The sequence below is a fragment of the Sinomonas sp. genome (genome assembly GCF_051955515.1).
Classification (GTDB): Bacteria; Actinomycetota; Actinomycetes; order Actinomycetales; family Micrococcaceae; genus Sinomonas.
This window is the reverse complement of record NZ_JBQCGQ010000010.1, coordinates 1-10,990: the sequence shown is the minus strand read 5'-3', so window position 1 is coordinate 10,990 and position 10,990 is coordinate 1. Positions and strand designations below refer to the sequence as shown.

Sequence of the window (10,990 nt, the reverse complement as noted above, 5' to 3'; positions counted from 1 at the left end):
CGGCTCGCCAAAAGACCTCCGGTCGCGTTGGTTCCCCGCGGGCCCCCACGCTAACCCAACTACCCGGCCGATAAAGGTTATTTCCCGCCCCCCGACGACCGGGGTTTGGGGCCGGGGCAGTGATGTGGGGGGCCGCAACGCGGTGGGGGCCCCTTATTTTGCGGGGGGACACACCCCAAAATACCCCCCGCCACAACGTCGGGGAGGCGCCGAGAGAAGGGAAGTGCCGCGAAATGTCGGGAACTCAGCCCTTGTCGATGCTGCTCATGTCGCCATAGCGGGGTCCGACGACGGCGTCACGCGGCACCGCCTGCTCGAGCGCCGTGAGATCGTCCTCGGTGAGCTGAACCTCCCGCGCCGCGGCGTTCTCCTCGAGGTACTTCACGCGCTTGGTGCCGGGAATCGGCACCACGTCGTCGCCTTGGGCGAGGACCCAGGCGAGTGCGATCTGGCCCGGCGTGACGCCCTTGCGCTCGGCGATCGCCTTGACCTCCTCGACCAGGCGCAGGTTCGCCTCAAGAGCCTCGCCCTGGAAGCGCGGGAAGTAGCGGCTGCTGCGCGCATCGCCCTCCTGCGAGACGGACTCCGCGGTCATGCGCCCGGTCAGGATGCCGCGACCCAGCGGGGAGTAGGGCACCAGGCCGATCCCGAGTTCGCGGATCGTGGGGAGAATCTGATCCTCGAGGTCGCGGGTGAAGAGCGAGTATTCGGTCTGCAGGGCTGTGATGGGGTGGACCGCGTGGGCGCGGCGAATGGTGGACGGGGAGGCCTCGGAGAGCCCAATGTGGCGCACCTTCCCGGCCTGGACTAGCTCGGCCATGGCCCCCACGGTGTCCTCGATCGGCACCTTCGGGTCCACGCGGTGCTGGTCGTACAGGTCGAGGGGGTCCACGCCGAGCCGATCACGCGAGGCGTCGCAGGCGGCGCGGACGTATTCCGGGCTCCCGTTGATGCCGAGCCTCTCGCCGTTCTCGCCGCGCATGTTGCCGAACTTCGTGGCGAGCTGGACCTCATCGCGGCGGCCCGCGATCGCCCGGCCCACGAGCTTCTCGTTCGTGAACGGGCCATACATGTCCGCGGTGTCGAGGAAGGTGATGCCGAGGTCGAGCGCGCGGTGGATGGTGTCGAGGCCGGATTGCTCGTCGGGCGCGCCGTAGAACTCGGACATGCCCATGCAGCCGAGGCCGAGGGAGGAGACGGTGAGCGAGGACTGAGTGCCAAGGGTTCTGGTCTGCATGATTCCAGCCAACCGGTTAGAGTGCGCTCTAAGTCAAGGTCCCTCGGTAGAGGTCGATCTTCTGGTCGACGGCTCGAAGGTTCTCAGTGACCTCGGCGAGCTGGGCGAGCACCCGCTCGCGGTGCGCTTCGAGGATCTCGAGCCGCTCGCGCTCGTTGCCGGGGCCTTCCCGCACGAGCGCTGCGTAGCGGCGGATCTCCCGCACCGGCATGCCGGTCGCGCGAAGGCGAGCGACCATGAGGATGGCCGTCACGTCCCGGTCGGAGTATTCGCGGTGGCCGGCCGGCGTGCGGTCCACGTGGTGCAGCATGAGTCCGTCGCGCTCGTAGTAGCGCAGAGTGTGGGGTGTGAGGCCGGTGCGCTGTGCGACTTCGGCGATGGTGAGGCCCATTGAAATATCAACGCACGGTTCGCCTACTGACACAATGGCGGCATGCGCACCTTTGGGGTGGAAGAAGAGCTGCTCATCGTGGACCCGACCACGGGTGAGCCCCTCGCCCTTGCCGGCCGGATGCTCGCCGTCGCCGGACGCCCAGCGGACATGGGGCACGAGTTCAAGCTCGAGCAGATCGAAGTCCAGACCGCCCCCTGCCGCACCCACGACGACTTGCTCGCCCAGCTCTACGCCGGCCGCCGGCTCGCGGATCGGGCGGCCAAGGCCTGCGGCGGCAGGGTGGCCGCGCTGGCCACCTCGCCGCTCGGCTCGGCCACGACGCTCACCCCGGACGACCGCTTCGCCCGCATGGACGACGAGTTCCGCATCATCTCCTACGAGCAGCTCACCTGCGGACTGCACGTGCACGTCGCGATCGAGTCGAAGGAGGAGGGCATCGCGGTCCTCGACCGCATTCGCGACTGGCTCCCGATCTTCATCGCGCTCACCGCCAACTCGCCCTTCTGGTTCGGCTCGACCACCGGCTACGCGAGCTTCCGCACTCAGGCCTGGAACCGCTGGCCCACCTCGGGCCCCCAGAATCTCTACGGCTCCGCCCACACATACGACGAGCTCATGGCCTCGATGGTCGGCACCGGCGCGATCCTTGACGAGGGCATGGCCTACTTCGACGCGCGCCTCTCGCGGCACCATCCCACCGTCGAAATCCGCATTGCCGATGTCCCGCTGATCACCTCCGATTCCGCGCTCGTCGCCGTCCTGGTCCGCGCGCTCGTTGAGACTGCGCTGCGCGAAGCGGCCGACGGCGTTGCCCCGTTGGCGACGCCCGTCGGCATCCTTCGCCTCGCCGCCTGGCGGGCCAGCCGGTCGGGTTTGAACGGCCAGCTCGTCCACCCTGCGAAACTGGAGCCGGTTTCCGCGGGCGACGCCGTCGCCGCCCTGCTCGCGCACGTCGCGCCCGCGCTGCGCGAGACGGGCGAGTTCGCCCGCACGGAGCTCGCAATCGCGCAGCTTCTGGAGCGGGGGACGGGCGAGCTCGCGCAGCGGGAAGCAGCGGCCGACGGCGGGGGGCTGGCTGGCGCTGTGCGCGCGGCCGTCAAGCACACGGTCTCGCGCGAGGGCGGCTGGGACGACGGCGCGAGGGCAACCTTGAGCTTCGTCCGACGGCGGTGGCCCCTCACGCGGGGGCAGCGCCGCGGTTGATGGGTGCCTGACCGTCCTTCGGCGCCTCGACCGTCCCTGAGAGGCATAACCGTCCGTGCCGACAAACGGTTATGCCGCTGAGGGACGGTCAGGCCACCGAATGACGCAGCAGCCGCTTGAGGACCGCACGGTAGCCGAGCCGCGCACCGAACGCGGCGAGCGTGTTGAGGAGCTCCGGGAAGCCCGAGAGCGCGAACTCCTGTGACCAGCGCACCTCCGAGCCGCCGTCGTGCGGGCTCACGGTCACGGCGACCGACCCAAGCACGAACCGACCCGACTTCGCGATGCTCGCGTGGCCCGGCTGGCTCGTGGTGGGCGGGGCGAGCTCTTCGAAGGTCATGACGTCGTTGAACCCTCGGTGGCCCAGCATCGTGCACGCCACGAACCGGTGGCCGGGCCGCAGCTCGGACGCCGCGACGGCCCCTTGGGTGACGTGGGTGAAGGGCACGAGCCGGTCGTGGGCGCGGAGATCGAGGATCTGCGCCCACGCCTCGGGCGCCGGGAGGGGCGTCCGAATCCGGATCTGGAAAGCCTTCACCTCACGTGGAGGAGTGGAGCGCCCGGTCGAGGTCGCCGATGAGGTCGCCCACGTCCTCGAGGCCTACGCTCAGGCGGAGGACGCCGTCGCCCAGCCCGATCGCGGCGCGACCCTCGGCACCCATGGCGCGGTGCGTCGTCGTCGCCGGATGCGTGATGAGGGACTTCGAGTCGCCCAGGTTGTTCGAGATGTCGACGATCTTGAGGCCGTTGAGGAGGCGGAACGCCGCGTCCTTGCCGCCGCCGCCATCGGGTGCCTTGAGCTCGAAGGTGAGCACGGTGCCGCCCGCGCTCATCTGCTTGCGCGCGAGCTCGTACTGCGGGTGCGACTTCAGGTGCGGGTACTTGACCCAGCCGACCTCCGGCTGAGCCTCGAGCCACTCGGCGATCGCGAGCGCGCTCGCGGACGAGTGCCGCACGCGCAGGCCCATCGTCTCCAGGCCCTTCGTGAGGACCCACGCGTTGAAGGGGCTCAGCGAGGGCCCCGTATGGCGCATGAGCTGCTTGACCGGGCCGTCGATGAACTCCTTCGGCCCGAGGATCGCGCCGCCGAGCACACGCCCCTGCCCGTCGATGTGCTTGGTGCCCGAATAGACCACCACGTCCGCGCCGAAGTCGAGGCTGCGCTGCAGGAGCGGCGTGGCAAAGACATTGTCGACGACGACGGTCGCCCCCGCGGCGTGCGCGAGGTCCGCGACGGCCTGGATGTCCACGAGCTCCTGCATCGGGTTCGACGGCGACTCGAAGAACACCGCCGTGGTCGGCACCGAGAGGGCCTCGCGCCACTGGTCGAGATCCGGTCCGTCGACGAACACCGTCTCGACGCCCCAGCGGGGGAGAATCTCGTTGAGGATCACGAAGCACGAGCCGAACAGGCTTCGGGCCGCGACCACGCGGTCGCCGGCACCGAGCAGCGCCCCAAGCGCCGTGAACACGGCGGACATGCCCGACGCCGTCGCGAAGCACGCCTCGGTGCCCTCGAGCAGCCGGAGCCGCTCCTGGAAAGTGGCAACGGTGGGGTTGCCGTAGCGGGAATAGACGAAGCGCTCGTCCTCGCCCGTGAAGGCCCGTTCGGCCGCCTCCGCCGACTCGTACACGAAGCCGGAGTTGAGGAACAGGGCTTCTGAAGTTTCCTGAAAATTGCTGCGGTCAAGCCCGCCGCGCACAGCCTGCGTGTCTTCGCTCCAGCTGGCGGCGTCGATATTGAAGGTCACTGACTACTCTTGTCCTACGTTCGTGGGGAGGCCCCGGTTCTTCCAGCCGTTGACATTCCGCTGCCCATCCGGGCCAGGAATGCCCTCGAAGCCCTCCAGCACGTTGTAGGCCGTGAAGCCGAGATTTGTGGCGACCGCGGCCGCTGCCGCGGAGCGATGCCCCGAGCGGCACAGGAAGAGGAGCTCCGTGGCCCGGTCCTCCGGTCCCTGGAGCTCGAGCTCGGTGAGGAAGTCGGGGTTGGGGATGCCACCCGCGAAGACCCACGGGATGAACAGGGGATCGTTGTCCGTCTGGCGCGTGTCCGGAATCCCGATGTGCGCCCACTCCTCCTCCGTGCGGACGTCCACCAGGACGGCCTCGCCGGACTTGAGCTTCTCCCACGCCTCGAGGGGCGTCACGTCACCTGCGTAGCTCATGCGTGGCCCTCGAATTCCAGATCGGTGCTGAGATCGTCGACCGCCGAGGCCACCGCAGCGTCCGCGCGGGCGATGGCGTGAGGCAGGATCACCGCTTGCGCAACGATGACATCGGTGCCGTTGAACGTCGCGGCAGGGCTCCCGTGGAGCACGTACCCCTCGGCGAGGGCTTGCGAAATGCGTGCGCAGAATTCGCGGGTGTCCGGGCCGGTGAGGAGACGATAGGCGAGGCGCTCTTCGGAAGCGCTCGACGGAGCCGCGGGATCGTTGAGCGGTGTGGTGGCCGCCTCTCCCGTCTCTATGGCGGTGTCGGACATGGGCGGGGACTCCTTCTGGCTTGCGTATCGATGGTCGAAATGCCGAGTCTTCACCTGAGGCACCCCGCCGGATGGAGGGTTGCCGGCCAGCAAGTCAGGGCAGTGCGACCGCGGAGGCAGGCTCCGCCGTCGCGCGCTGGCGCTCGTTACTCTGCGTCGAAAGTAGCACGGCGACGGCGAAGCCATCCATGAGAGCCCGGTAACGATTGGCAACACCGCGCAACAGAGGCGGAGTGACTTGCCTAGCGGACCTCCTGCCCTGCCAGAATGCCGTCGATCTGGCCCACGGCCTCCCTCATGCCTTCCTCCATGCCCATGGCGAGGAGCTTCTCCAGCTGCTCGAGGCTCTTGAAGGTGGAGACCGACGTCATCCGCGTGATCCCGTCCGCTTCCTCCAGCCGCACCGCCGTGTGCGTGGTGTCGTCGCGGTCCAGGGGCTCGCCGTCGTCGCCCGCGAAGCCGTCGTCGAACTCGAGGCGCCGCGGAGCCTCGACGTCCGTGATGCGCCACCAGCCGTAGGCCCGGTCGCCGTCCGGCCCCGTCATGAAGTACCGGGACTCGCCGCCGGGCTCGAACTCGTGGCGTGTGAACGTTGCCGGCCACGTGGGCGGCCCCCACCAGCGCTCGAGCTGCCGGGCGTCCTCCCAGACCTGCCAGAGGCGGTCCGGGCTGGCTCCGTGTTCGGTGATGAGAGTGAGGGTCAGATTGTCGAGGTCCTTGGTGCTGCTGACGAAGGGCATGGTTCCCCCTGGCTAGTCGGAGAGGAGCTCATCGATGCGGGCTGCGCGGCCCCGCCACAGGTCCTCGTAGGCATCGAGGAGGCGGGACGCTCGGCGAAGCGCCTCGGGGTTGGAGTGCACGATCTGCTCCCTCCCGCGGCGCTCCTTCCTCACGAGCGAGGCTCGTTCGAGGACCGCGACGTGCTTCTGCACGGCCGCGAAGCTCATGGCGTAGTGCTTCGCGAGGTCCGAGACCGACTGCTCCCGCAGCATCGACTGCCGGATGATGTCCCGACGGGTCGAGTCTGCGAGGGCCTGGAAGATCCGGTCGGTCTCTTCGTCGCTGAGCTGTTCTACAACCATTTGGTTGTAGGTTAGCTCGCGTCGGCAGGGAGGGCAAGGGGGTGCGAGAGAGGAACTGGGGTCGATGCAAAGCGGGACTTCTCAGCGAGACGTGACCGTCTCCGCGCCGGCGTCAGCTCCGTCAGGAGGGACCGTTCGCCGCCAGCAGGTGATTCGGCAGCCGGTTCCCGGGGGCTCGGCCGCGGATCTCGAGGAGCTCGCGGGCGTGGTTCCAGAGGCGCCGGTCCTCGTCGGACACGGGAACCCATGGCTCGATCGGGATCGCAGCGCCGGCCTCATCCCGGGCCACCATCACGGTGAGGCAGTACGTGGTGAGCTCGAGCTCGTGGCCGCGCGGACTGCCCGAGCGCACATGGACGGCAATATGCATGCCCTTGTTGCCCGTGTACACGAGCCGAGCCTCGACCTCCACCACATCGCCGATGAGCAGCGGTCGGTAGAACCTGACGCCGCCCGAGAACACCGCGACGGTGTCCCGGCCGCAGTAGCGGGCCGAGCACACGTACGCCGCCTCGTCGATCCACTTCATGACCGTGCCGCCGTGGACCTTGCCGCCCCAGTTCACATCGGTTGGCGCGGCCAGGAACCGGAGCACCACGCGCTCCGATGTCCCGGCGTCCGTGTACTCCTGCTGCCGCATGGATTCCACGATCTCGTTCCGGACGGCAATCCGGGCGACCGCGAGCGCCTCGGCCTGCCGCTCCGCCTCGGTCCTGGGCATGAAGGACGGCACCTCGACCGGGCGCCCGTCTGCGCCGACGGCCACGAAGATGACCAGGCAGTCGCTGCGCATCGTGGGTGTGCCGCCCTTCGGGTCCCCGGAGGAGACGACCGTGCGGATGTGCATCGACGAGCGTCCCGTGTAGACGATCGTCGCCGTGACCTCGACCAGGTCTCCCACGTTCACGGGGTCGGCGAAGTGGATGTTGCCCACGTAGGCCGTCACGCAGTACGTCTTGGCCCAGCCCACGGCCGCCGCATAGGCCGCCTTGTCGACCCATTCGAGGACGGTCCCGGCGTCGACCGAGCCGGAATGCCCCACGTCGGTCGGCGCTGCGAGGAAGCGCAGCGTGACTTCGGGGTTCAGGGTGGAAGCGTCGCCCACGGCGGGGTCGGAAGCGGAAGGTGCCATCGCCGTCGTCGTCCTCTCAGCCCCAGAGCCGCTGGCTGGCGAGGCGCGCACCCTCGGAGAGTGCCTCGAGCTTGGCCCACGCGATCTGCGGGTGGACGCGCCCGCCCAGCCCGCAGTCGGTGGAGGCGATGACGCGCTCGCGGCCCAGGATCTGGGCGAAGCGCTCGATGCGGTCCGCCACGAGCTCGGGGTGTTCGACCACGTTCGTGGCGTGGGAGACGACGCCCGGCACCACCGTCTTCTCCTCGGGCAGCGCCAGGTCGCGCCACACCTTCCACTCGTGCTCGTGGCGCACGTTCGCGGCCTCGAAGGAGTAGGAACCCGCGTTGATGGAGAGCATCGTCTGGGCGAGGTCCGCGAACGGCAGATCCGTGGTGTGCGGGCCGTGCCACGAGCCCCAGCAGAGGTGGAAGCGGATCTGCTCCTGCGGCAGGTCGCGGATCGCGTAGTTGAGGGCCTCGACGCGGAGCTGCGTGAACGCAAGGTAGTCCTCGACCGTGGGCTCGGGATTGATCATGTCCCAGTTCTCGGCGATCGAGGGATCGTCGATCTGCACCGTCAGCCCGGCCTCGACGATCGCCTTGTACTCCTCGCGCATCGCGTCGGCGCACGCGTAGACGAGTTCCTCGTCGCTCGTGTAGTACTCGTTCGCAATCCGCGACGCCGAGCCCGGGGAGAGGGCCGGGAGGAAGCCTGTCTCGAAGCCGTTCGCGGCAAGGGCTTCCTTGAGGTGCGCGACGTCGCGCTGGATGGCCTCCTGGCCCACGTAGGTGATTGGGCCGGTGACGGTCGGCTGCGGGACGGCCTTCCGTCCCGTGAGGATGAACGAGTTCGGGTCGTTGTACGCCTCGTCGAAGCGCTCGCGGTCGCGGCGGTCCCGCATGCTCGTCAGCCGGATCCTGCCCGGCTCCGAGCGGACCTTCTCCGTGCTCTGCCAGCGGTCGACTCCGCCCTGCGTGAGGCCGCCGAGGCGCGAGAAGGAGTAGTTCCACCACGCGCCGTAGTCCACCGAGTTCGACATGGTGTGCCCGTATTCGCCGTCATTCGGGAGGGTGATGCCTGCCTCGCGCTGCCGGGTGACGACGTCCTTCACCGACTGCGCGAGCAGCTCCTCGAACGCGGCCGGGTCCTCGGGGTTCTCAGCCATAGCAGCGTTCGCCGCGAGAAGCTCGGCTGAACGGGGGAGGGAACCGGCGTGCGTCGTCTGGATGAAGTCGGTGTTGTGCATGGGGCCAGTCTGGCCCATCCCCGCGCCGGAATTGTCGGGTTACGGAGGGTTAAGCCGTCCCGCACTCGCTATAACCCGACAATTCCGGGGCCGGGGCCGGGGCCCGGGCCGGGGGCGGACGGTCAGGCGCGGTCCTCGTCGCCGAACCCGGTCTGCGTGTGACCGCCGTTGTCCGACGGGATCCCGGCCGCGCCCGCCGTGCCCAGGCCGATGCCGGCTCCCCGACGGCGCCGCCCGCGGTGCGCAGGCTCCTTCTTCGCTGTTCCACCTTCGCCTTCGCCTTCGCTCTGCGGCTGGTGGAGCAGCATGGACTCCTGATTGTGGCCGAAGCCGTCGTCCTGGCTGTAGCCCTCGCCGAGGCCGGGGTCGTCGCCGTAGACGGGTGTGTCCATGACGGCTGGCTCTTCGCTGTCCGCGGGTTTGGTCGGTTCCATGAGTGAACCGTAGGCATACGACGGCGGCCGCCGCCAGATGCGTTCGCCGCCCGATGAAGTCGGTTTAGGAGGGCGGGCTTTTCGGACCCTTGGACGTCCTAGTAGATTTCATCGTGACGTGGATCACTGGGCTGAATTTCGTTGCGGGAGGCGCAGCATGACAGTCACCGATGACTTCCGGGCCGCGCGTGATCGGCTCCTTGAGCTGCGCGAGGACTACGAGAAGGCGCTCGCCGAGTTCGAGTGGCCGCGCCTCGAGGAGTTCAACTTCGCGACCGACTGGTTCGACGCGCTCGCCGCCGATCCTGCGCGGGGCTCGCAGCCGGCGCTCGTGATCGTCGAGGAGGACGGCAGCTCCACGCGACGGACGTTCGCCGAGCTCGCCGACGCGTCCCGCCGGGCGGCCTCATGGCTTCGGGACCAGGGAGTGCGGCGCGGCGACCATGTGATCATCATGCTCGGCAACCAAGTCGAGCTGTGGGAGCTCATCCTCGCGTGCATCCGGCTCGGGGCCGTGATGATTCCCACGACGACCCTCATGGGCCCCCGCGACCTGCAGGACCGGGTGGACCGGGGCGCGGCGCGGTGGGCCGTCGTCGACCGCGCCCACCTCAAGAGGTTCGACGAGGTCGACGGCGACTACACGCTCATCAGCGTCGGCGGCGCGTGGGAGGGCGGTCACCGGGTGCTCGATTACTCGGACGCCGCCGCCGCGACACCCGATTTCGCACCCGACGGCCCCACCCGGGCGGACGAGACGCTCCTCCTCTACTTCACGTCCGGCACCACGTCGAAGCCGAAGCTCGTGGAGCACACGCACACCTCGTATCCCGTGGGCCACCTGTCGACGATGTACTGGATCGGGCTTGAGCCGGGCGACGTGCACCTCAACGTCGCCTCGCCGGGCTGGGCCAAGCATGCGTGGTCGAACGTGTTCGCGCCGTGGATCGCGGAGGCCACGGTGTTCATCTACAACTACGCGCGGTTCGACGCCCCGGCCCTCCTGGAGCACATGGGCCGCGAGGGTGTGACGAGCTTCTGCGCGCCCCCGACCGTGTGGCGGATGCTCATCCAGTCCGACCTCACCCAGCTCGCAACCCCGCCCCGCAAGGCCGTCTCCGCGGGGGAGCCCCTCAACGCCGAGGTGATCGACCAGGTCAAGCACGCCTGGGGCCTCACAATCCGCGACGGCTTCGGCCAGACCGAGACCACCGTCCAAGTTGCCAACACGCCTGGCCAGCCCGTCACCGCCGGTGCGATGGGGCGTCCGCTGCCGGGCTACGACGTCGTCCTCGTTGATCCCCTGACCGGCGAGGAAGCCGACGACGGCGAGATCTGCCTCCGCCTCGACCCTCGCCCCGTGGGTCTCATGGCGGGGTACCACGGTGATGCCGAACGGACGGCCGAGGCGTTCCGCGGCGGCTACTACCACACCGGCGACATGGCGCGGCGGGACGCGGACGGCGTCATCACCTATGTGGGCCGCGGCGACGACGTCTTCAAGTCCTCCGACTACCGGCTCTCGCCCTTCGAGCTCGAGAGCGTGCTCATCGAGCATCCCGCGGTCGCGGAGGCCGCCGTCGTGCCGTCCCCCGACCCGGTGCGGCTCTCGGTGCCGAAGGCGTTCGTGGTGCTCGCCCCTGGCTATTCGCCGGGGCCGGAGCTCGCGGAGGAGATCCTGCGCTACTGCCGTGACCACCTTGCGCCGTTCAAGCGCATCCGACGCCTCGAGTTCAGCGACCTCCCCAAGACGATCTCCGGCAAGATCCGCCGGGTGGAACTCCGCCACGCCGAG

General features: G+C 69.0%; 13 protein-coding genes and 1 riboswitch. Of the genes, 2 read left to right on the top strand and 11 right to left on the bottom strand.

Features of this window, described 5'->3' with window-relative positions:
* Positions 1–244 precede the first annotated feature (244 nt).
* Together ACTHL9_RS00715 and ACTHL9_RS00710 are read right to left on the bottom strand one after the other, a co-directional pair.
* Complete coding sequence (locus tag ACTHL9_RS00715) at positions 245–1,237, bottom strand: aldo/keto reductase (protein ID WP_440516709.1); 993 nt, start codon at positions 1,235–1,237, stop codon at positions 245–247.
* Positions 1,238–1,265: 28 nt separating this feature from the next.
* Positions 1,266–1,628, bottom strand: coding sequence for a MerR family transcriptional regulator (locus tag ACTHL9_RS00710; RefSeq protein ID WP_440516708.1), 363 nt, complete (start codon positions 1,626–1,628; stop codon positions 1,266–1,268).
* A gap of 42 nt (positions 1,629–1,670) precedes the next feature.
* Here ACTHL9_RS00710 and ACTHL9_RS00705 point away from each other — a divergent pair, with 42 nt between their 5' ends.
* Positions 1,671–2,834, top strand: coding sequence for a glutamate--cysteine ligase (locus tag ACTHL9_RS00705; protein ID WP_440516707.1), 1,164 nt, complete (start codon positions 1,671–1,673; stop codon positions 2,832–2,834).
* 88 nt (positions 2,835–2,922) lie between these two features.
* On the opposite strand, the gene ACTHL9_RS00700 is transcribed toward ACTHL9_RS00705, so the two are convergent.
* From ACTHL9_RS00700 to ACTHL9_RS00660, 9 genes are all read right to left on the bottom strand, one after another.
* On the bottom strand, positions 2,923–3,372 hold the full coding sequence (locus ACTHL9_RS00700; RefSeq protein ID WP_440516706.1) for an SRPBCC family protein: 450 nt from the start codon (positions 3,370–3,372) through the stop codon (positions 2,923–2,925).
* Between the two features lies 1 nt (position 3,373).
* Positions 3,374–4,585 carry an O-succinylhomoserine sulfhydrylase gene (locus tag ACTHL9_RS00695; RefSeq protein WP_440516705.1) on the bottom strand — a complete coding sequence of 404 codons (1,212 nt, stop codon included), beginning with the start codon at positions 4,583–4,585 and terminating at the stop codon, positions 3,374–3,376.
* Positions 4,586–4,588: 3 nt separating this feature from the next.
* Entirely contained in the window at positions 4,589–5,002 is a 414-nt protein-coding gene (locus ACTHL9_RS00690; protein WP_440516704.1) for a rhodanese-like domain-containing protein, read from the bottom strand.
* Positions 4,999–5,319 carry a DUF1737 domain-containing protein gene (locus tag ACTHL9_RS00685; RefSeq protein WP_440516703.1) on the bottom strand — a complete coding sequence of 107 codons (321 nt, stop codon included), beginning with the start codon at positions 5,317–5,319 and terminating at the stop codon, positions 4,999–5,001. Before ACTHL9_RS00685 ends, ACTHL9_RS00690 begins: the two co-directional genes overlap by 4 nt.
* 11 nt (positions 5,320–5,330) lie before the next feature.
* Positions 5,331–5,470, bottom strand: a riboswitch (SAM riboswitch).
* Between the two features lie 91 nt (positions 5,471–5,561).
* On the bottom strand, positions 5,562–6,059 hold the full coding sequence (locus ACTHL9_RS00680; RefSeq protein ID WP_440516702.1) for an SRPBCC family protein: 498 nt from the start codon (positions 6,057–6,059) through the stop codon (positions 5,562–5,564).
* A gap of 12 nt (positions 6,060–6,071) precedes the next feature.
* Positions 6,072–6,401, bottom strand: a complete 330-nt coding sequence (locus tag ACTHL9_RS00675; RefSeq protein ID WP_440516701.1) for an ArsR/SmtB family transcription factor — start codon at positions 6,399–6,401, stop codon at positions 6,072–6,074.
* A 121-nt stretch (positions 6,402–6,522) separates the two neighbouring features.
* Positions 6,523–7,533: an acyl-CoA thioesterase gene (locus ACTHL9_RS00670; RefSeq protein WP_440516700.1), complete on the bottom strand. Its 1,011-nt coding sequence runs from the start codon at positions 7,531–7,533 to the stop codon at positions 6,523–6,525.
* Positions 7,534–7,549: 16 nt separating this feature from the next.
* Positions 7,550–8,761, bottom strand: a complete 1,212-nt coding sequence (locus ACTHL9_RS00665) for a cobalamin-independent methionine synthase II family protein (RefSeq protein WP_440516699.1) — start codon at positions 8,759–8,761, stop codon at positions 7,550–7,552.
* Between the two features lie 122 nt (positions 8,762–8,883).
* Positions 8,884–9,195 (bottom strand): hypothetical protein, encoded by a 312-nt coding sequence (locus ACTHL9_RS00660; RefSeq protein ID WP_440516698.1) that lies wholly within the window; start codon positions 9,193–9,195, stop codon positions 8,884–8,886.
* A 157-nt stretch (positions 9,196–9,352) separates the two neighbouring features.
* Between ACTHL9_RS00660 and ACTHL9_RS00655 the strand changes: the two genes are divergently transcribed.
* Positions 9,353–10,990, top strand: a 1,638-nt coding sequence (locus ACTHL9_RS00655) for an AMP-binding protein (protein ID WP_440516697.1), incomplete at its 3' end; no start/stop codon positions are given.